Source organism: Chryseobacterium cupriresistens (genome assembly GCF_046614675.1).
Classification (GTDB): Bacteria; Bacteroidota; Bacteroidia; order Flavobacteriales; family Weeksellaceae; genus Chryseobacterium; species Chryseobacterium cupriresistens.
On record NZ_JBKKJT010000001.1, the window covers coordinates 998640 to 1020547 of the forward strand.

Below are 21908 nucleotides of genomic sequence, written 5' to 3' on the forward strand. Positions count from 1 at the left end.
TTGATAAGTTCTTTTATTTTACTATAATTTTTATTCATCTGCAGTGTTCTTAAGTTTCATAAGAAGTGTATATGCATTTTTGATGACTATTTTTTTATTCTTAAAATCGTCAGTATTCATAATCTGTACGAATCCGTTTTCTGTTTCACCTAATGTTACAGGAGTCAATCGGTAGGTCTGTTTTTTTTCTTCAACGAAGACAAAGTCTTTTCCTTCAAAATTGACAATACTCTGCTCAGGAACAGCATTGGAAAAAGAAGTACTGGTCTCGATCTCGGCATTCATATACATTCCCGGTACAAGACTCTGGTCATATTTTTCAAAATGACAGTGTACTTCAGCCCATCCGCCCGGGTTTATATCTTTGCTGATCAGCAGAATTTCACCATAGTATTTTTTGTCAGGTTCGGCATTGGTATAGGCAGCAAACCTCTGCCCTTTCTTCAGATTTACCAGATCTTTTTCATATACTTTGAGATTTAGATGAATATCATCCGGATTAATAAGTTCAAAAAGGACATCGGAGGGATTCACATATTTACCAATATTCACGTTGACCTTGCTTACAAAGCCATTGATACTGCTGTAAACCGGTACACTTTTTTGAATACTTCCCGAATTGAGAGATTCAGGATTGATATTGATAAGGCGGAGCTGCTGAGCCAGGGAGTTCATCAGGATTTTCTGACTGTTCATTTCAGACTGAGCCTGCTGCATTACCTTATCGCTGGTGGCCTGACTTTGGTTAAGGGTTTTCTGGCGGTTATAATCCAATTGGGCAAAATGATTTTTAGATTTTGCCATTAAATAATCCTGCTGAAGCTGAATAAACTGTGGATTTTCTATCACTGCAATCACCTGCCCTTTTGATACCGGCTTTCCCGGAAGCAGGCTGCTCGATTTCAGGTATCCGCCTAAAGGAATACTGACAGAAACCAGATTTTGCGGTGGTACATCTATCATTCCGTTAAGTTTTAAAACAGAGGAAATCTTCTGTAAAGAAAGTACCGTTGTTACGACAGGTGCATTTTTCAGTTGAGCATCCGTAAGCGTTACAACATTTTCATCTTTAGAAGATACTGCGGCTGGTGCCGGCTTGGCTTTTCCATGGTCTCGACACTCATAAAACATGAGCAATCCTATTATTGACAGGGAATATGATATAATTTTAAATGTACGTTTCATTGTTATGGATTTAAAGTGAGATATTCCAGCTCTATAGCACTCTGATTCAGTTTCCAGACTGCATCGGTATAGCTGTTTTTTAAAGTAACCGCCTGATTGATCAGGATGACAAATTCCAGATAATTGATTTCGCCGGCAAGAAACTGTTTTTTAGCTGTTTCAGTGATGATATCGGCATTTTTCAGTTCCGAGTTTTCGTATTGCAAAACAATATCAAGGTTAGCCTGATAAATTCCGGATGCCTTTCTGTATTGATTCTGCAGGTTGAATTCCATGTTGGCAATATCACTGTCCACAACAGATTCAGCAATTTTTGCGGCCTGAATTCTGGCTTTCTGTCCGCCTGAAAAAACAGGAACCGAAACCCCAAGCTGTACAGAATGAAACTGTGGTGCACCGTTGTAGACTTTTTCATCAGCACCCGTCCCTCTAAAGCTGTTGAGGTTGTAGGCCAGCTGAAGTCCGGGAAGCATTTTTGCTTTTTCAAGGGCAATCTGCTGTTCAGAAATATTTTTCTGTTGCTGTAATACTTTAATAGCCGGATGCAAGCTAAGCTCCTCTTTAAGACCTCCATGGTAAATTTTCTGATCTTCAGGAAGGAAATCTGTTTCTGTATTTAAAAGCCACTGAAGCTGATATCCCAACACAGTAAGCTCCTGTCGCAATTGCTTCAGCTGAATTTCAATAGAAGATTTCTGATTGGAAGCCGTAGTTTTTTCCAGAATATTGCTTTCTCCTGCTTTCAGACGGATATTTGCCTTATCGAGAAAATCAGTGTACAGCTTTAATGTTTCCTGAAGCAGCTTTTCTTTTTGTTTCGCATACAGGATATTATAAAAAGTAAGACTCACCGCTTTCTTCAGTTCATATTCCTTAAGAGAAACATTCAGCAGAGACTTTTTCCATTCTTCCGTGTATACATTCTTCTGCTTTTTATACACAGTCGGAAATGCGATATTCTGTGAAATTCCGAATTTCATATCCGTCAGTGCACTGTTGATCTGACCATAATCTACTGTTACTCCCGTTTGAGGAATATCAGATGATGACCTGATAAGGGCTTTTGTATATTCTGATTTTAATTTTTCATTTTTAAGATTTCTGTTATTTTTCAAAGCAATATCAACAGCATCCTGCAATGTAACAGAAGTCTGGGAGTTTACCTGCCCCGCAAAACCGAAACATATAAAACAGACCAGAACGGAAATCTGTTTTTTATTTTTTATTTTTTTCATTTTTAAATCCTTTTTCAATAGTTACATACAATAATGGTAAGACGAACAGAGTAAGAAAAGTTGCGACCATCAGTCCTCCAATGACCACTGTGGCCAAAGGTCTTTGTACTTCTGCTCCTGCTCCGTTGCTGACAGCCATCGGAATAAACCCCAAGGAAGCAACAAATGCTGTCATCAGCACCGGACGAAGCCTCGACTCTCCACCATCTGTAATGATTCTTACAATATTTTTAATTCCTCTCTTTTGAAGACGGTTAAACTCTGAGATCAGCACAATTCCATTGAGTACTGCCACTCCGAATAGAGCAATAAATCCCACACCCGCACTAATGCTGAAAGGCATTCCTCTAAGTGCCATCAGAAATACACCACCAATAATAGAAAGTGGAATCGCGGTGTAAATTAACAAGCTTTCTTTAACGGAATTAAAGGCAAGGAAAAGCATTACGAAAATAAGAGCCAGAGCAATGGGAACTGCTATCATGAGACGCTGTTTGGCATTATTGAGGTTTTCAAACGAACCTCCATACGTCATATAATATCCTGTAGGAAGTTTCATCTTCTGATCTACCTTCTGCTGAAGTTCTTCTACAATACTCTGAACATCCCTGCCTTTGATATTAAAACCTACTACAATTCTTCGTTGGGCATTTTCCCTCTGAATCTGATTGGGACCATTCTTCACTTCCACTTTAGCAAGCTGGGACAGCGGAATCTGATTTCCAAATGGTGTAGGAACCAAAAGATTTTTAATATCGGTAACATTTTTCCGGTCTTTGTTATCCAGACGTACGACCATATCAAAGCGTTTTTCACCTTCAAAAACCAATCCGGTACTTTGCCCCGCAAATGCGGTATTAACCACCCGGTTGATATCTGAGACAGATAAATGGTACTGAGCGATCAGAGGACGGTTGTATTCAATGATTACCTGCGGCATTCCCGAAACAGGTTCTATATAGAGATTCTGGGTTCCTTCCACTGTTTCTATAATTTTCCCGAGCTTCTGGGCATTTTGGGAAAGTACATCAAGGTCTTCCCCAAAAATTTTGATCACGACGTCCTGTCTTGCCCCGGTCATCAGTTCATTAAAACGCATCTGAACAGGATATTGGAAGCTGGCAGTAATTCCTGGTACATCCTGCAGTTGTTTCCCCATTTTATCAGCCAGCTCCGGAAAAGTGGACGCTGAAGTCCATTCTTTTTTATCTTTTAGAATAACCATCATATCAGAAGCATCCATCGGCATCGGGTCTGTAGGAACTTCCCCGCTTCCAATTTTTGTGACCACTTTTTCCACTTCGGGAAATCTGGATTTGAGAATGTGTGCTGCTTTCTGGGTACTTTCGATAGTTGTCGTCAGATTACTTCCAGGTAAAACCCTGGTATCTACGGCAAAATCACCTTCTTCAAGGGAAGGAATAAATTCACCACCCATTTTGGACAAAATGAAAACAGCAGTTATAAATAAGACTGCCACTATCCCAAAAACTATTTTGGGCACTCTGAGAAGTTTGAGCAAAACTGCCAGATATACCTTCTCTACCTTTTTCATCATTCTGTCTGATAATGTAGGCTTACCGCTTCTTTTTCTAAGCAATAACGCGCTCATCATTGGAATATAGGTCAATGAAAGCAAAAATGCTCCCAGCAGTGCAAAAGCTACGGTCTGGGCCATAGGCTTAAACATTTTGCCTTCAATTCCCTGCAGGGTAAGGATCGGGAGATAGACAATCAGAATGATAATCTGTCCGAAAACGGCGCTGTTCATCATTTTTCCTGCAGATTCTATAACGACGGTATCCATTTCTGATTTTCCGACAGAGAAAATCTTTTTAAACTTTGAATTATGACTGAACTGATGTAAAACAGATTCCACAATAATCACTGCTCCATCAATAATCAGCCCGAAATCCAAAGCCCCAAGACTCATCAGATTTCCGCTGACTCCAAAGAGGTTCATCATACATATTGCAAAAAGCATCGCCAAAGGAATAACAGAGGCAACCAGCAAACCTGCTCTTATATTCCCAAGAAATAAAACGAGTACGAAGACTACAATCAATGCTCCTTCCGTAAGGTTTTTTTCTACTGTTCCAATGGCATTGTTCACCATTTTGGTTCTGTCCAGAAATGGCTCTATCACCACTCCCTTCGGAAGCGATTTCTGAACCTGGGCAATTTTTTCCTTTACATTTTTTATGACCTGATTACTATTCTCGCCTTTGAGCATCATTACTACAGCTCCAGAGACTTCTCCCTCATCATTAAAGGTCATGGCCCCATAACGGGTTGCAAACCCCTGCTTTACCTCAGCAATATCCCGTATAAACAACGGAACATCATTTGTTTTTGTCGCAATAGAAATATTGTTGATTTCTTCAATACTTCCTACTAACCCTTCACTCCTGATGTACAGAACAGTAGGCCCTTTCTCAATATAGGCACCTCCTGTATTCTGATTGTTGGCCTGCAATGCATCAAATACGTCATTGATTGTTATTCCATAGGCATTAAGCCTGTCTGGATTTACAGCAATTTCATATTGTTTCAGCTTGCCTCCGAAGCTGCTCACCTCTGCCACTCCTTTTACTCCCAAAAGCTGTCTTCTTACAATCCAGTCCTGAATGGTGCGGAGTTCTGTGATATTGTATTTTTTTTCGTATCCCTTTTCAGGTCTTACTACATACTGGAAAATTTCACCAAGCCCTGTAGAAATAGGCCCAAGCTGTGGATTTCCTATTCCCTGCGGAATAACAGCCTGTATCTGCTGAAGTCTTTCGGCAACCTGCTGCCTCGCCCAGTAAATGTCAACATCATCTTCAAAGACAATAGTCACCAGGGAAAGTCCAAACCTGGAGAAACTTCTGATTTCCTTTAATCCTGAAATATTATTGTTGGCCTGCTCTATAGGAAAAGTAACAAGCCGTTCTATATCTGTTGCACCAAATGATGGCGCAGTGGTAATAACCTGTACCTGATTGTTGGTAATATCCGGTACCGCATCTATCGGCAGTCTGGTAACCTGATAGGCGCCTACACCAATAAGTCCCAATACCAACAATGCAATAATGAGTTTATTCTTTACAGAAAACTCAATGATTTTTGTAAGCATATAATGATTAATTAATCTTAATTATCGTAATAAAATTCTGGTATTCTGACGCATAGACTCAATGCATCCGCATGACATACAGATACAGAATACCTTTCCGGTCAAAAAATGACTGGGAAAAAAGATTAAGATTGACAAAATCTTGGCGGCTGCCAGATAGAATTAAGAATTTCCTTGTTATAAAGTGCGTTTTTGTAAAAGGTCTTTTTTATTTCAATAGGATTACAAACCTTTTCTATACAATGAAAATCTAAGGAAGAATTAATAGTGAAAACCACAGCTAGCAGGTTTGCATGTGAAACAAAAGGTAATCTCTGGTCCTGATCGTGGTCACTGTCTTTTACAGGATGATCGTAATGGGTTTTCAGAAATGCAGTAAATGACATTTCAGGATTCAGGTCTTTATGCTGAATGTAATGCTCAATGAGCAACGGCATTTTCAAAAGCTGATAAAGTTCGGTTGTAGAAACCAAATACAATGTTAACAACAGTATGGAAATCAGCTTTTTCACTCTATCAAAATTACAACTTTTTTCATTAAGAATGATTTTAAATAACAGGTTCTATAGCTCATAATAAAGATTTCTGAAGCAAAGCAGTCAGTTCATCCTTTAATTTTCCAGTTTCAGCATTTTATTTCATCATATTAAACTTAATATTTATTTTCTTTGTATAAATGATTAAAAACGAAGGAAAAATATATTTTTACAGTTCACTATTGATTACTTTAGTAGTCAATTCAGCTAAACTCATGGCACTTAACACGAATGGAATTATTGCCCGCTACTGGCACTTCAATATTTGGGAATATAGTTTTCAGTTTCTTTACAACTTCGTATTTTGTCTTCTGCTGTTTTATTTTAATCTTTCCCGCAACAGATTTTTTGGCATATTCAGAGAAAACAAACAATGGATCAGGTTCTATCTGGCAAATACTTTTCTTATTGCTGTTTTTTTTATTGCCGGAAGTACTATCCATTATATATTTTTCGGTACAGTGCATCTTCCGGGGACTATGATCAGAGGATATTTTGCCAGGTTTTTACTCAGTACCATTATGATTGCTGTAGTCATCCGGCTAATTCTGCTGATGCGGGAGAGCAGAAATAAGGACCAGATTAATGAGCAACTGCAAACAGCCTATCTTCAGGCCCAGCTCAGACAGCTTCAGGAGCAGCTTAATCCTCATTTTCTTTTCAATACCCTCAGCAGTCTGTCTGCCATTGTCCGGGAAAATCCCCAACAGGCACAATCCTATATTGTACATCTGTCTAAAGTTTTCCGATACACATTGGTACACACGGGTAATGATTTGGTAACTATCAATCAGGAACTTCTGCATCTTTCTTCCTATACCCAACTGCTTAGCATGCGTCTGGAAAATAGTTTCCAAATCAACATCGCCATAAGCCAGGAGACTTTACAGCGGGAGATTCCGCATTTATCCTTGCAGCCATTGGTTGAAAATGCGGTTAAGCATAATATTGCTACAATTTCACAACCTTTGTGTATTGATATTTATAATGAAAACAACAGTCTGGTTGTCCGAAACAATCTTCAGCCTTTACCTCATGAGACGGAAGGTACTGGACTTGGGTTAATTAATCTGGGTGAAAGATACAAGCTGCAAATACAACATGAGATAGAAATTCATACAACAAAAGAATATTTTATTGTAAAACTACCCTTATTATGAGCCAGCAACTTCGCATCGTAATTATTGAAGATGAGGCTGCCACAGCAAGAGATCTTGAGTTTATTTTAAAAGAAATCAATTCTGGTTTTGAGATTACAGTCATTTTACAAACTGTCCGGGAGTCAGTACTGTGGTTTTCTTCAAACGAGGATCACTATGATCTTGTATTTTCGGACATCCATCTCTCGGATGGTCTCTCATTTGAAATTTTCCGGCAGATTCTTATCCTGAAACCCGTTATTTTTGTGACAGCTTATGATGGTTATGCATTGGAAGCTTTCAGGAATAATGGTATTGGTTATATTTTAAAACCTTTTGATAAAGAAGAAATCAACCGTTCTTTACTGAAATATATAACGCTGACTGCTACTGATAATGGTCTGGAACAATCAAAACTACTTGCCTTATTACAACAGCTACAATCTTCTGTGAGTCGTTATAAAAAAACATTTCTTATCCATTACTGCGGAAAGCTGATTCCTGTTGAAGCTTCTAAAATTTATTGGTTTCAAACTTCCAATGAAATGGTATATGCCCAGCTGGAGAACGGACAAAAATATATTGTAGAATATACTTTAGAACAACTTGAGCAGCAACTGAACCCGGAGCTTTTTTTCCGTGCCAATCGTCAGTTTATTATTAATAAGAAGGCTATTGATTCTATTGAGTATTTTTTCAATGGAAGGTTATCCGTTATAATACACCCTGCTCCGGAGGAACAAGTACTTATAAGTAAAGCAAAAGCACCAGCTTTTCGAAAATGGATAGATCAGTAACAATTTCACCCCCGGATTTAGTCGGTTGACCCTTTTTTTTCTTTATAAAATCTACCTGCATTATTACATTTGTTTCATTAAAAACTAAAACTTATCAAATATGCATGTAAAAACAATAAAGAAAATGCTTCTGTTTACTGCAGTTATATTATGTATACCCTTTACAGTATCTGCACAAAGTAAAAGCCTCAAACAAGCTACCCCTGAACAGAGGGCAAAAATGCAGACTGAATGGATGCGAACGAAGCTTGCATTAAACACGATACAAGTTAAACAGGTATATGCTCTTAACCTTCAGTATGCCCAAAAGAATGATCCCATTATTCAAAGTAAGGAGGGTAATTTTTTTAAATTCAAAAAGATGAAAGCGTTACAGAATGAAAAATCTAATGCCCTAAGCCACATTCTGGATGCAGGACAATATAGAAAATATCTGGAAGCTAAAGATCAGATGATTCATAATATTAAAGACAAAAAACAATGAAAAAACTATTTTATCCATGGGTAATGATAATGTTTATTACCACTTCGGCATGCTCTCAGAGTAATAATGATACTGAGGAAGGCTCTTCTCAACAATCCAAGCTCACCAACAGTCTTCAGGGACCTATACAAAAACCTGCATCAGGGTATGGCTCAGATGGAAATTATGAAGTTGCTGAAATCGATTTTAATAATCCGCAATACGCAGGAACACAAGTTTCAATTTTCTATCCAAAAGGGATTACTTCACCCAGACCCACTATATTCTTTTCGCATCCGTTTGGTGGTGAAGAAAAGGATTACAATATAGAGCTGTATCATTTTATTGCCAAGAAAGGCTATGTTGTGGTATTTGTACCATACCGTACCGTAGATATAAGTGTTGATCACCGTTACCAGACACTTTGGGAAGGATTTATAAAAGCTGCAACAGATTATCCCAACATCATAGATACGCAGAAAGTAGGTTTTATGGGACATTCTTTTGGTGGTGGGGCCAGCATAGATCTTGCCTATAAAGCATTTACAGAAAGAGGATGGGGACAAAATGCACGCTTTCTTTTTACCATGGCACCCTGGTATTCTTTTAACTGGAACAGCCCGTTAACCACACAACAGCAACTGCAGAATTTTCCAGCCAATACCAAAATGATTACCCAGGTTTATGATGAAGATACTGTAAATGATCACAGAATGGCAATTGATATATTTAAAAACATTAATATTTCTACAACTGAAAAAGATTTTATTTATTTTAAATCGTCTGCTATTAATGGATACAATTACATCACTGATCATGCTATGCCAAGTTCACGGAAAGCTTTTGATGCCTTGGATTATTATGGGGTATACCGTCTTCTGGATGCCATGATGGATTATAGCTTTAATGGAAATGTCAATGCCAAGAATGTTGCTTTAGGTAATGGTTCAACGGCACAGGTTACTATGCCGTCCTACAACGGACAGATAATGGCCCCACTCGAAGTCACAGATAATCCTACCCCGAAGTATTTGCAAAGTAAATATCAGTTTTTCTGCGGAAGCAATACCAATCCACGAAACAATTATTGTAATTGAAATTGAAATTGAAATTGAAAGAAGAATATCCGATATATCTCATTAAATAATCCTAAAAAATATCAACAATAAAGAGAGGTTTTGTTCCTGAAGGAAAAAGGCCTCTCTTATTTTATGCTTTCTGTTATATTATTATATAGACCTGAACTTTATCAGCAAGAAACGTACTGTGGAGAATTGGAAAAATTCATTGTGGTTCACTTTTATCTTTATGGACACCATTTCAGTGGCAATGCGGTTTATCATTTAAAATAATAATTTCCTATTCCGCTTGTGCTAAAATACTTTCTTCATCTTTTTTAAGAATCTTAACCGGGATCTGAAGTTCCGTCTGGATTTTTACCCTGAGGGCTTCCAATGCAGACAGCTCACCATGGACAAGCATGACCTGCTTTGGAGGAATTTTATATTTTCTGATCCATTCCAATAATTCAGCCTGATCTGCATGAGCGGATAACCCTGTAATTTCTGCAATATGGGCTCTGACCTCATAGTATTTTCCGTGCATTTTAAGTTCATGAGATTGATTTAACAATGCCCGGCCCCTCGTACCTTCAGCCTGAAATCCAACGATCAGCACTGTATTTCTCCTGTCGCCGATATAGTGTTTCAGATATTCAAGCACTCTTCCGCCTGTAATCATACCACTTCCTGCAATGACAATTTTTGATTGCTTTTCTGCAATTATTTCCTGGGTTTCAGTATAATCTTTTGTTATGCAAATCTTTTCCATAATATCATTCCATTGCTGCCTACCGACTAATGTATAATCTGAGTATCTTACCATAATTTCGGTAGCAGCAGCTGCCATAGGACTATCCAGAACCACTGGAATACTGACCGGGATTTTATTCTTGTTTTTAAGTTCCTGAAGGATATAAATGATTTCCTGTGCCCGCCCCACTGCAAAACAGGGAATAATTATATTTCCCCGGTCTTTTACAGTCTTATTAATCCAATATTCCAACTGATCAGATAAATCTTTATTTTCGTGGAGTCTGTCTCCGTAAGTTGATTCCATAACCAAAAAATCAGCCTGTGTAAAAAAATCGGGAGGAGCTAAAACTGCGCTGTGATTTCTTCCTATATCTCCTGAGAAAACTATTATTTTCCCAAAGCAGGTAATTCTCACAGAACAGGCTCCTATAATATGCCCACAGGGTTTAAACATACAGCTTATATGCTCGCTTAGCTTAATTTCCTTATTCTCATCAATCACAAAAAACTGTTTGAAAGATCTTTCTGCATCATTTACCGTATACAGAGGTTTTGCCGGATGATGTTTTGTATAATGATGACGGTTGGCTTTTTCGGCATCTTCTTCCTGAAGTTTGGCGCTGTCAAGTAATATCAATTTTGTAAGTTCCTTAGTAGGGCCGCTCATGTAAATTTTACCTTTAAACCCATTTTTTACGATAAGCGGAATATATCCGCAATGATCAAGGTGGGCATGGGTAAGAATAATGGCATCTATTTCCGAAACATCGGTATCCAGCTGCATCCAGTTTTGCTCTCTAAGGTATTTTACGCCCTGAAACAGACCACAATCAATAAGAATAGTAAGTTCAGGAGTTTTTAATAAATGTTTCGATCCGGTAACTGTTTCTGCACCGCCAAGTGATTTTAAAGTAATCGTTTTCATTTTGATATAATTTACTGGACCTTTACTTTTTTATTCATCTGTTTTACGGTATTGGCTTTACCCATTTTAATGTACAGCCGGCCATTTTTATAGTGGGCTTTGATATTACTGATATCAATACCTTCCGGAAGCCTGAAACTTCTTGCAAGAGAAGAGGTTAAAAATTCTTTTCTTACATAATTTTTTTTAATTTCTTCTTTTTTATCTGATGTATAAGCCTGAATGTTCAAAACGCCGTTTTCTATCTTTATCTTAAATTCATCTTTCTTAAAGCCGGGAGCATTAACCTGTATCTTGTAATTTCCGTTTTTATCAATGATATTGACTGAATGTTCTATTTTAGCAGGCTGGTTAACAATTTCGTTTTTACTCCAGAACTCTTCTGTTAATAGTTTTACTGCAGATTGTTTTTGGGCTAAAGTTTTCATAATAACCGTTTTTGATTAGATATCAAAGGTACCATAAGACGTATTCAGAAACCGTGACAGTGATTGCACTTAATTGTGATCGTCATCATCCTTCTGCCACCTATTGATAATATTGATAACTTCCCAGGCACCGGACGGATCTGCATTTCTGACAGATGTCCATCGTAAACTGTCATTTTGTATTCCGGGCACATCATCTTTTAAAGGGTCGTTAAGCCATGCTATAATATATCTGACTCCTAATGAAATAAGAATTTTAAAAATAGAGGGCGAAACAGAACAGTCATCACCGGTAATGATAACAACATCCTTTGCCTGGGCAAAATATACTGTTGTCTCATCCAACGGAGCGCTGATGATGGTCATTTTATGTCTTTTATGATTGGCTAAAGCAAGAAATTGTTTATCAATCTGACTTATATTATATGCGATCACTTTCATAGCTTCTGTTCATTCATCAAATGTATTGAAGAATAAAAAAGCCAGCCGTGTGCAAAATCATTATTAAAGATGATCTGTATTTTAATTTTTCATTTTCTGTAATCGGGTAATGTCCAAAATTGTAATTCTCCCTGCATTTCTGTCAATAAGACCTTCTTCTTTAAAGTCTCCGAGTATCCTGCTTACTGTCTCGATAGCCATACCGGCCATAGAAGCGAGATTCTCCCTGGAAATTTCAAAATTTCCCGTCTCCGAATGCACCTGATATAATCTGCTGAGAATTTCTGCCATCCTTTTTCTTACTGAAAAATAAGCGAGATGTAAAAGCTGCTGTTCATGATTGACCACATTTTGTGCAAGAATTTTAATAAACTTTTCTGCCACATCAGGATATTTACAGATCAGCTGATCCAGCTCTTCTCTGGGAATAGAACATAAAGCAGCATCTTCAAGTACTTCGGCCGTTTCTTTATACTCTCTTCCTGTAAACAATGAGGTAATTCCAAAATATTCGTCAGGGTAATATACACATGTCATCAGCTCCTTTCCCTCCTCCGTCATTTTTGTAGTCTTTACCGACCCTGAAAGTATGAGGTACACAGCATTTGCCGTATCACCTTCAGTGTATATAATCTGTTTCTTTTTGAGAGTTTTGATTTTGCGGACATCAAAAGATTTTTTCAGTTCTTCAAGGCCGCTTACAGATCGGAACAAATGATTCATCTGATCATCATTGGTGCTATAAGACTTTTTCTGATGCTCTCTTTTCTTAAGCCTGCTCTCAATAGCATTTAAAAGTTCAATATCATCAAACGGCTTTGTCAGATAATCATCCGCACCCATTTCTATTCCCCTGCGTATTTCTGCCCTGTCCGCTTTAGCTGTAATAAAGACAAAGGGGATCAGTGAAGTTTCTTCTCTTTTGCTTAAAAGATATAATACGCCATACCCATCGAGCTCCGGCATCATAATATCACACAATATGATGTCAGGGATATATCTGATGGCCAGCTCCACTCCCTGTCTGCCATTTTTTGCCTGCAAAACCTCATAGCCGGCCAGCATCAGAATTTCAGAAGTGCTTTCCCGGATGTCATCATGATCCTCAATGATCAATATTTTTGTTTTTTCCATACATAATGAACTTATTTTCTTGTAAAAGACAACGTAAACTGAGTTCCTTTACCAGGTTCGCTATTAAAATCTATATTCCCGTTCATCAGATTAACATACCGGAGAACAATATTTAGTCCCAGCCCGGTTCCCGGAATATTACCAATGTTATGAGCCCTGAAAAAAGGCTGGAAGAGCCCTGCATGATCATCTTCAGGAATCCCTATTCCATTGTCTTTTACCGTCATCAGGTAATATTCTTTATTTATTTCCGTACAAAACTCAATAAGTGTATTTTCCCCGGAATACTTTATGGCATTACTGATCAGATTCATGAGGCAGTTTCTTAATAAATTCTGATCCAGATTGACAAGATTTTCTACTCCGGTATGCTGATAAATTATAATTTGATTGTCTTTGGTAATCAGCTGCATTTCTTCCACAAGTTCTTCTGAGAATTTTATAATATCAAACTCATTATAAGCCGGGGTTACCATACCCGCTTCCAGTTTTTCCAGGGAAAGAAAATCATTAAGAATCCCGTTGAGGCCAGCAATTGCATTTTTTATTTTATGAAGATGTTTCAGGATTTGAGAATGATCAGCAAGCTGAAGGTATTTTTCAATAAGAACGACAGAAAGCTGCATAGAGCTTAAAGGGGTACGGAATTCATGCGAAGCCATAGATACAAAACGGCTTTTCATCCGGTTAAGCTCCTTTTCTTTTTCAAGGGAAAGATTCGCTTCTTCTTTTGCCTTTTCCAAAGCACTTAGCATCTCCTGAAGAGATTTTGTTCTCTTTTCAACCAGGTCTTCAAGTTCTCCGGTGTATTTTTTAAGGAATTCCTCAGCTTCTTTCTCTTTAGACAGGTCGTGAATAAACCCGGTATAAATAACCCTGTCCTGGAGCTGGACTTCGCTTACAGCAAGCCTGAATGGAAACTGGGTACCATCTTTTCTAAGTCCTTTTACTTCTCTGCCTTTACCAATTATTTTTTTCTCTCCTGTCTGCTGATAGCGCAGAAGATAACCATCGTGTCTGCTGTGATCGGGTTCCGGCATTAATACAGAAATATTTTTACCAATTAACTCTTCTTCTCTGTACCCAAATATCTTTAACGCAGAGGGATTTAAATTTTCAATCTTACCCTGACTGTCAATAGTAATAATCCCGTCTATTGCTGTTTCAATAATTGCTTGTAAGAGTCTGGTGCTTTCCATAAAAAAATAAATACTTACCCTTATTAAAGATAAGTATTTTAAATCAATCTCCTATGAAACACTTTAATATGTTAACAAATAAATATTTTTTAATTATTATTTTTATCAATATTCCGGAGTTTAAAAATAGATGTGTCCTCCTTCCGGAATAATCAATAAAGGAATCTGCAAATCGTGAGCTTGTCTGGCTGCATGACTGCCGGCAATAAGCCTGCCTATAAAACCTTTTTGCTGATGACCCATAACCAGCATATCGATGCTTTTCTCTTTTAAAATGTTCAGTCCTGTATCAATGCTCTCGCTTTCAATATAGTTATAACAAATTTTTCCTTCCAGATCTCTAAAAAAAGTATCTTTCTTCTGCTGATAGGATGTATTATCTATAAGATCAACAGCGGTGTCTGTGATATGGGTAATAAGCAGCTCAGCATTGAAATACTTCGCAAATTTGATCAGCGCATGTGATATTTTTATATCCTGTATATTCAAATCTGTAGCAAATGCAATCTTTTTCAGGTCCTGATATTGATATCCTGCCGGTATGAGAAGTAATGGATATTCAGTATGCTCAATCATTTTGATACTGTTGCTCCCGAGAAGAAACCGTGCAAGATTGCTTGCTCCTTTCATTCCCATTACCACCAGTAATGTTCTGTTTCTAGCCGCTGTATCGTTGATCAGCCGTATGGGATCTCCTGTTTCGCATGTATAATAGATGGAAGGATGAAAAGGAAAAGAATCCTCTCCCCACAAATGCTTTTCTTTATATTCAATACTTTTTACCTCTTTCTTCAATTCATCCTCATATTCTTTCTTTAGTACAGGATATTCATATAAAGTCCAAGCGGTCTGTCCGAGCATCGGCTCTTCTACAGGAATATGGAAGGCATGACACAGCTCTATATTACTTTTTAATGTATGTGCCAGGTGAAGAGCATATTCTGCGGCAGCTCTGGCGGGCTCTGAAAAATCGGTGGGTACTACAATTGTTCTCATTATTTTAGGTATTAAAATTGAAGTTTACGTTCCAGGATAGGATCAAGATTATAAATATCATTATAGAATACCACCTTTCCGTTTTTGATAAGGCAGGTAAGGTAAGCAATCATGATAGGAACCGGTTGTTTTAAAACAAAATCTTTTCTTTCATAACGATCCATAAAAGATTTCATAAGCGGGATCTCTTTTTCAGCTCCATCATATTTCAGCAGCCGGGCAGCCAGGTCTCCTGCATTTTCTACACGGATGCATCCATGGCTTAAGGCCCGCTGCGTCTTTTCAAATAATTGTTTCTGAGAGGTATCATGAAGGTATACCCCATAGGAGTTTGAAAACCTGAAAACGACAGCTCCAAGCGCATTATCACAGCCGGAAGACTGCCTTATACTGTATTGATACGGGTTTTTATATATTTGTTTCAAATTTGAAGAAGTAGCAGGTATTGCTTTTCCTGATCTGTCATACAGTGAATAATGATGATCTTCGAGATACCGGCTGTTTTTTACTATTTTAGGAAGCATTTCTTTTACGAATATATTTTGAGGAACTTTCCAGTCAGGAGCAGTTGTAAAATAATCAACGGTACTCTTTAAAACAGGACTTGGTGTAGAAGGCTTTCCTACAATCACTTTATAATGGAGTATCCTGTCTTTCTGAACGAAATCCAGGGAATAAGCAGGAATATTCACCAACAGATAAGTATCTCTGCTTGCGTCCATCCAGCGCAAACGCTCCATATTGATAGCTATCTTTTTAAATTCTTCTTCCCGGCTTTTAACACCATCGCCATAATTCACATTCAGATAATTCTGAAAATCAACGTATTCCTTAATTTCAGGCTGAACATCCAGAACTGTTTTTTGTAAATCATCTTTCTGTAATGCCTGATGCAATATCTCTACTGCCTTAAAACCTTCTATATTATTACCATCAATAAAAGACGAACTGTAAAAAGGATTGTATTTTCCAAAGTGCAGGTAATTGATATAAGTAATAAGAGCATCTGTCATTAAAATATCAGTTACAGCATTTTCTTTGGTATCTGTATATTGAGTTTGCTCTGCAACAATATTTAAAATTTCCGGGGTAAGACTCTGTCCATGGTAATCTTTGGAAGACAATCCCCTTTTACCGGTATCTTTCAATAAAAGAATGGCATCCTGAAGCAGGCTCTTCTTTACAGAAGGATTGATCCAGACATATTCAAACCCGTGTTGATGATAAAACTGGTTTACAGATTTTGGAAAGTGCAGTTCCGTAAGTTCAGCTTTATCACGGAGTACAATTGCTATTTGATTGGCAGCACTTATATCTTGTCCGTGGAAAAATGTAATACTGAAAATAACAGTTATCCAATTCAATAAAGTCTTCATAATCCTTAATTTATGAATGTAAAGTTCCAAATTCATTGCCTGATGAATAATGACCCTTATCACATAAAAAAATGACATAATCCTGTACTCTATTTTTCTTATATGAATACAGCAATCATCTGTTTTGATAAATCAACTTAAAAATTATATGCACAACCATCATATGATCAACATCATTTTTCAGAATGACTGCCATCATTCCTTTAACTGTAAGTCTTCCTGAACTTTGAAGTATAAAATTGACTACAGATGAAAACAAACGAACAATTACAGCAAGATGTACAGGATGCCATCAAGTGGGAACCTCTGCTCCACCCTGCAGAAATAGGAGTTACGGCAGCAGATGGGGTTGTATCTTTAACCGGAACTGTTGATAGCTTTTCGAAAAAGAAACAGGCAGAAAATGCAGCCAGAAATGTAGCCGGAGTAAAGGTACTGGTAGAAAACATCCAGGTAAAACTCCCGGATTCAAAAGTAAAAACTGATGCTGAAATTGGTGCTGAAATTATCAGTGCTTTTACTTCCAATGTTATTATTCCTCAGGATAAGATAAAGGTTAAGGTCGAAAACGGATGGGTAGATCTGGATGGTGAGCTTCCCTGGGATTATCAGAGAGAGATTACTGAAAATGCAATACAATTCCTCCCCGGAATAAAAGGTATCTTTAATAATATCACCATCAATCCCGATACTGATGATACAGTAAACAAAAAAAAAGTAGAGGAAGCATTGAAAAGAAGTGCTGTTGATGAAAGAGAAATAACGGTTTCTGTATCTGATACAACAGTAACCCTGACAGGAACTGTCCATTCATGGCAGCAAAAGGAAGAAGCAGGCCGGATTGCCTGGAAAACTCCTGGTATTAAACATTTAAAAAACAAACTGGAAGTTGATTATGAATACAATGTATAAGTAAACGATTCCGGTTATCAGAAATTAAACAGAATATTGTGAAACCTTTTCTTACAAAAAGCTTTACTCTTGCAGGCAATATTGCCTCCTTTTCTGCCCGGTTTTTCAGAGAGATGATGAAACCCGGTTTTGAATATAGGGAGTTTGTCAGACAGTGTTTTGTTGTGGGATACCAGTCATTGCCTCTGGTCACCGTAACTGCTTTTATTATGGGGCTGGTACTTACCATTCAGTCACGTCCGGCAATGTCCAGATTTGGGGCTGAATCCTGGATACCGGGTATGGTTTCCCTTTCATTAATAAGAGAAATTGCCCCGGTTATTACCGCTTTAATCTGTGCAGGAAGAGTTTCATCCGGAATAGGTGCCGAGCTTGGATCCATGAAGGTTACCGAACAGATTGATGCTATGGAGGTTTCTGCCATTAATCCTTACCGTTATCTTGTAGTGACAAGAACCCTTGCCACAACATTAATGATCCCTGTCCTGGTAATTTTTGCCGATCTGGTAGGAATTCTGGGAGGTTTTATAGGAATCAATATTCACGGAGATAATAGTATCAGTCACTATTTTTCCCATGTTTTTGAGTCACTGGAATTTGCCGATCTTCTTCCGGCAACCCTGAAAACATTTTTTTTCGGTTTTTTTATCGGAATTATCGGCTGTTATCATGGTTTTAGTGCCGAAGGAGGAACAAAGAGTGTAGGAAAAGCTGCCAACACAGCCGTAGTTTCAGCTTCCCTGATGATTTTTATTATTGACTTGCTCGCAGTACAGATTGCGGATTTATTTTTTGAACTGTAATGAAAACATATGAAAACCTTAACGCTGAATTTACCTTACCTCAGATTAACGGACCGCTAATCGAGTTTAAGAATGTATGCAAATCTTATGGCAATAATAAGGTATTGGACGGGATCAGCTTTCAGGTTAAAAAAGGAGAAAATCTGGTGATATTAGGAAGATCAGGTTCAGGAAAGTCCGTTACGGTAAAATGCCTTGTAGGTCTTACCAAAATTGATGAAGGAGAAATCTATATTGGCGGAAAAGCAATAACCAGCCTTAATGAAGAAGAGCTTAACAAGGTGAGGAAAAAAATTGGTTTTCTGTTTCAAAGCGGAGCTTTATATGATTCTATGACGGTGAGACAAAATTTAGCATTCACCTTACAGCATCATAATAAAAATCTGAGTGAAGAAACAATATATCAAGCCATTACAGAAGCGCTAAGCAATGTTGGCCTTGAAGAAGCCATCGACAAAATGCCATCGGAACTTTCAGGAGGAATGCGCAAAAGAATAGGCCTCGCAAGAGCTCTGATCATCAAGCCTGAAATAATGATCTATGACGAACCAACCGGAGGGCTGGATACGATTACTGCCAAAGAAATTATAGAACTGATACGCAGCATTAAGCAGAAGTTCAATACAACTTCTATCATTATCACCCATGATTTATTATGTGCAAAGTATACCAGTGACCGGGTTATTGTACTGAAAGATGGAAAGGTCAATATGGAAGGAACCTATCAATCTATTGAAAGCAATATGGACAGCTGGATAAAATCATTTTTTGAAAAATAAACGGAGGAAGTCATGAAAAACGAATCATCAAATAATCTGAAATTAGGAATCTTTGTTATCGCAGGGATCATCCTCTTTATATTGACCATCTATTTTATTGGCCTTAAAAGAAATATATTTGGTTCTAACTTTATTCTGCGTTCAGAATTCGAAAATGTAAGCGGATTAAAACAAGGCAGCAATGTACGCCTTTCCGGGATCAATATCGGAACTGTCAGTAAAATAGATTTTATTTCTGATTCACTGGTTATGGTAAAAATGAGCATCAAAAAAGATGTTCAGCAGTATATTAAGACAGATGCGGTTGCAAGCATCGCTTCAGACGGATTGGTTGGTGATAAAGTACTTGTTATTTCTCCGGGAACAGGTTCTGCCAATGTAGTTGGTAATAATACTGTAATTGCTTCATACAAAAGCACGGAAATTGAAGATGTCCTTTTCAGCATTAAGAAAAGCGCAGACAATATCCGGACCGTTACCACCGGACTGGTTGATTTCACAGCCAAGATGAACAATAAGGACGGTTTACTGGTAAAAATAATGACCAGTAAGGATTTTGCGAACCGTATAGACAAAACGGTACAGAATCTTCAGACAAGCATGAATGATTTCGCTTCATTCACTCCTGTTCTCCACAATAAGGATGGAATTATCTACAGGGTATTTGCTGATAAAAGTCTGAGCCATAATATGGAAAGCAGTATTCTTGATTTAAAAAACAGTGCAGGGCAGATCAGCCTTTTCGCTGCGAAACTCAATGATAAGAACAATATACTTTCTCAAATAACGACAAATGATACTTTAGCGGCCTCACTGGAAAAAACATTGACAAATCTGGAGAAATCTTCTGAGGATCTGAAAAAATTCACTACAAAGATCAACAATGACGAAAATGTAGTTTCCAAATTGGTTGATAATCCAAGATTGGGAAGGTCTGTAGATTCTACCATCAATAATATCGGTAAAGGGGTTGATGAACTCAGGGAATTAGAGGCTGCGGCCCGAAACAACTTTTTATTGAGAGGATATTTCAAAAAAAAGACTAGGAATAAGTGAGAGCCTGTTTTAATAGATTCAAATACTCACCTACTACTTTCACACACTATATTCAATAATAATCGATTATAATTTAAATTTATCAATCTTTATGATAAAATAATTCATTAGTTGATGAAAATTACTTATTTTAGTAGTAAACTTAAAACTAAAACCAACGCAAATGTGTAAAATATTTATAGCCGACGATAATAATTTCTTTGGAGAAATGTTAAAATATCATCTCCCGCTAAATCCCGATTACGAAGTCCTGCTATTCAGCAATACAAAAAACTGCATTTCAACCCCATACAAATATCCTGGTATAATTTGTACTGACTTTCGATTACCTGACATTCAAGATGGTGAACTCTTTAAACAGATTAAAGCCATCTAAAAAAAATAGGAAAATCAATTATTTATAAGCGATTAATAACCTTGAAACAGCAATAATTACATGAAAGTTGCCAAATTACTTTTTATAAACGGAGATTTCAAATCAGAAAGAAATGAAGAAAAGCTTGACTATCACGAAGTGCAGCTCGTCATAGGATTTGGAACCAGAAATATTATAGAAAAAGAGGACTTTTTTATTCTTTTAAAGAAAAAGTTTCCGAATGCAGAGATCGCCCTCTCCTCTTCCTCAGGAGAAATTTTTTGTAATGAAGTGTATGATGGAACAGTTGTTTTAACCGCAATCAGTTTTTCAACATCTTTCATAAAAACGTCACAAATTGATATTGAAAATTTTTCAGACAGCTATGACGCAGGAAAAAAATTAATTGAAAATCTGCCTTCAGAAGGGCTTAGATGGGTATTCATCCTTTCAGATGGCAACAAGGTAAATGGCAGCCAGCTGGTACATGGACTTAACGCCAGCCGTCCGGAAAAAGTTTTGATCTCAGGGGGACTTGCCGGAGATGGGGATAAATTTGAAAAAACAGTGGTTGGGCTCAATCAGGTTCCCCAGCCCAATAAAATTCTTGCTGTTGGATTTTATGGAGAACATCTTGAATTATCACATTCTTCAATCGGAGGCTGGGAAAGCTTTGGACTTGAAAGGATAGTTACAAAATCACAAAATAATCTTCTTTACGAGATTGATAATAAAAACGCACTGGATCTCTATAAAAAATATCTGGGAAAATATGCTGAAGAGCTTCCCGGCTCTGCCCTGCTTTTTCCATTATCGCTTAAGCTATCCAAAGATCCGTCATCAGTAGTAAGAACGATTCTGTCCATTAAAGATGACACAATGATTTTTGCGGGAGATTTACCGGAAGGAAGCAAAGTAAGGTTTATGAAAGCCAATATGGACAGGCTTATTGATGCAGCAAATGACGCAGCCAATGAATGCCTACGGATGACCCAACATAACATTAAACTGGGAATCATTATCAGCTGCGTGGGAAGAAAGATCGTACTGGGTGACAGAGTGTATGAAGAAGCAGATATTGTTCGGGATGTTTTCAAATCAGATACGGTACTGACCGGATTTTATTCATATGGAGAATTATCTCCTTTAAGCCCGTTTGGCAACTGTGCTCTGCACAATCAAACGATTACCATTACCACAGTGAATGAAATTGAATAGCT

Annotated in this window: 18 protein-coding genes and 1 pseudogene; 9 read left to right on the forward strand and 10 right to left on the reverse strand. The window is 37.6% G+C overall.

The features are described from left to right. Window positions 1–30: 30 nt before the first annotated feature. The 3 genes and pseudogenes from ACLI50_RS04640 to ACLI50_RS04650 form a co-directional block, all read right to left on the reverse strand. Window positions 31–1185 carry an efflux RND transporter periplasmic adaptor subunit gene (locus ACLI50_RS04640; RefSeq protein ID WP_411413259.1) on the reverse strand — a complete coding sequence of 385 codons (1155 nt, stop codon included), beginning with the start codon at window positions 1183–1185 and terminating at the stop codon, window positions 31–33. A gap of 2 nt (window positions 1186–1187) precedes the next feature. After that, window positions 1188–5535, reverse strand: a pseudogene (locus tag ACLI50_RS04645) (CusA/CzcA family heavy metal efflux RND transporter). A 125-nt stretch (window positions 5536–5660) separates the two neighbouring features. Continuing rightward, complete coding sequence (locus ACLI50_RS04650) at window positions 5661–6047, reverse strand: hypothetical protein (protein ID WP_202842525.1); 387 nt, start codon at window positions 6045–6047, stop codon at window positions 5661–5663. A gap of 239 nt (window positions 6048–6286) precedes the next feature. Here ACLI50_RS04650 and ACLI50_RS04655 point away from each other — a divergent pair, with 239 nt between their 5' ends. The 4 genes from ACLI50_RS04655 (at window position 6287) to ACLI50_RS04670 (ending at window position 9567) form a co-directional block, all read left to right on the forward strand. Further along, window positions 6287–7231: a sensor histidine kinase gene (locus ACLI50_RS04655; RefSeq protein ID WP_395973415.1), complete on the forward strand. Its 945-nt coding sequence runs from the start codon at window positions 6287–6289 to the stop codon at window positions 7229–7231. Further along, window positions 7228–8007, forward strand: coding sequence for a LytR/AlgR family response regulator transcription factor (locus ACLI50_RS04660; protein WP_411413260.1), 780 nt, complete (start codon window positions 7228–7230; stop codon window positions 8005–8007). The genes ACLI50_RS04655 and ACLI50_RS04660 overlap by 4 nt, the downstream gene beginning before the upstream one ends. Window positions 8008–8107: 100 nt before the next feature. Next, window positions 8108–8491: a DUF4890 domain-containing protein gene (locus ACLI50_RS04665; RefSeq protein WP_343639966.1), complete on the forward strand. Its 384-nt coding sequence runs from the start codon at window positions 8108–8110 to the stop codon at window positions 8489–8491. Beyond that, the gene (locus ACLI50_RS04670; protein WP_343639968.1) at window positions 8488–9567 is read left to right on the forward strand and encodes an alpha/beta hydrolase family protein; all 1080 of its coding nucleotides are present in this window, start codon (window positions 8488–8490) and stop codon (window positions 9565–9567) included. Before ACLI50_RS04665 ends, ACLI50_RS04670 begins: the two co-directional genes overlap by 4 nt. A 262-nt stretch (window positions 9568–9829) precedes the next feature. Here ACLI50_RS04670 and ACLI50_RS04675 read toward each other — a convergent pair whose 3' ends face one another. The 7 genes from ACLI50_RS04675 to ACLI50_RS04705 all read right to left on the reverse strand — a co-directional run bounded on the left by ACLI50_RS04675 (window position 9830) and on the right by ACLI50_RS04705 (window position 16783). Next, the gene (locus ACLI50_RS04675; RefSeq protein WP_411413261.1) at window positions 9830–11209 is read right to left on the reverse strand and encodes an MBL fold metallo-hydrolase RNA specificity domain-containing protein; all 1380 of its coding nucleotides are present in this window, start codon (window positions 11207–11209) and stop codon (window positions 9830–9832) included. An 11-nt stretch (window positions 11210–11220) separates the two neighbouring features. Further along, a complete protein-coding gene (locus ACLI50_RS04680; RefSeq protein WP_202842537.1) occupies window positions 11221–11637 on the reverse strand; it encodes an Hsp20/alpha crystallin family protein in 417 nt (138 codons plus the stop codon). 69 nt (window positions 11638–11706) lie between these two features. Then, the gene (locus ACLI50_RS04685) at window positions 11707–12078 is read right to left on the reverse strand and encodes a hypothetical protein (protein WP_411413262.1); all 372 of its coding nucleotides are present in this window, start codon (window positions 12076–12078) and stop codon (window positions 11707–11709) included. Between the two features lie 81 nt (window positions 12079–12159). Continuing rightward, window positions 12160–13212: a response regulator gene (locus ACLI50_RS04690; RefSeq protein WP_411413263.1), complete on the reverse strand. Its 1053-nt coding sequence runs from the start codon at window positions 13210–13212 to the stop codon at window positions 12160–12162. Between the two features lie 11 nt (window positions 13213–13223). Continuing rightward, window positions 13224–14411 (reverse strand): PAS domain-containing sensor histidine kinase, encoded by a 1188-nt coding sequence (locus tag ACLI50_RS04695; protein ID WP_411413264.1) that lies wholly within the window; start codon window positions 14409–14411, stop codon window positions 13224–13226. Window positions 14412–14531: 120 nt separating this feature from the next. Next, window positions 14532–15407: a universal stress protein gene (locus ACLI50_RS04700; RefSeq protein WP_330746234.1), complete on the reverse strand. Its 876-nt coding sequence runs from the start codon at window positions 15405–15407 to the stop codon at window positions 14532–14534. A gap of 11 nt (window positions 15408–15418) precedes the next feature. After that, on the reverse strand, window positions 15419–16783 hold the full coding sequence (locus ACLI50_RS04705; protein WP_411413265.1) for a L,D-transpeptidase family protein: 1365 nt from the start codon (window positions 16781–16783) through the stop codon (window positions 15419–15421). 249 nt (window positions 16784–17032) lie between these two features. On the opposite strand from ACLI50_RS04705, the gene ACLI50_RS04710 reads away from it, so the two are divergent. The 5 genes from ACLI50_RS04710 (at window position 17033) to ACLI50_RS04730 (ending at window position 21906) form a co-directional block, all read left to right on the forward strand. Continuing rightward, window positions 17033–17695: a BON domain-containing protein gene (locus tag ACLI50_RS04710; RefSeq protein WP_330746232.1), complete on the forward strand. Its 663-nt coding sequence runs from the start codon at window positions 17033–17035 to the stop codon at window positions 17693–17695. A 38-nt stretch (window positions 17696–17733) separates the two neighbouring features. Continuing rightward, window positions 17734–18498, forward strand: a complete 765-nt coding sequence (locus tag ACLI50_RS04715) for an MlaE family ABC transporter permease (protein WP_411413266.1) — start codon at window positions 17734–17736, stop codon at window positions 18496–18498. Then, complete coding sequence (locus ACLI50_RS04720; RefSeq protein WP_110008721.1) at window positions 18498–19277, forward strand: ABC transporter ATP-binding protein; 780 nt, start codon at window positions 18498–18500, stop codon at window positions 19275–19277. The genes ACLI50_RS04715 and ACLI50_RS04720 overlap by 1 nt, the downstream gene beginning before the upstream one ends. A gap of 12 nt (window positions 19278–19289) precedes the next feature. Continuing rightward, window positions 19290–20333, forward strand: a complete 1044-nt coding sequence (locus ACLI50_RS04725) for an MlaD family protein (RefSeq protein ID WP_411413267.1) — start codon at window positions 19290–19292, stop codon at window positions 20331–20333. Window positions 20334–20769: 436 nt separating this feature from the next. Then, window positions 20770–21906, forward strand: a complete 1137-nt coding sequence (locus ACLI50_RS04730) for an FIST signal transduction protein (RefSeq protein ID WP_110008718.1) — start codon at window positions 20770–20772, stop codon at window positions 21904–21906. The last annotated feature ends 2 nt before the right edge of the window (window positions 21907–21908 follow it).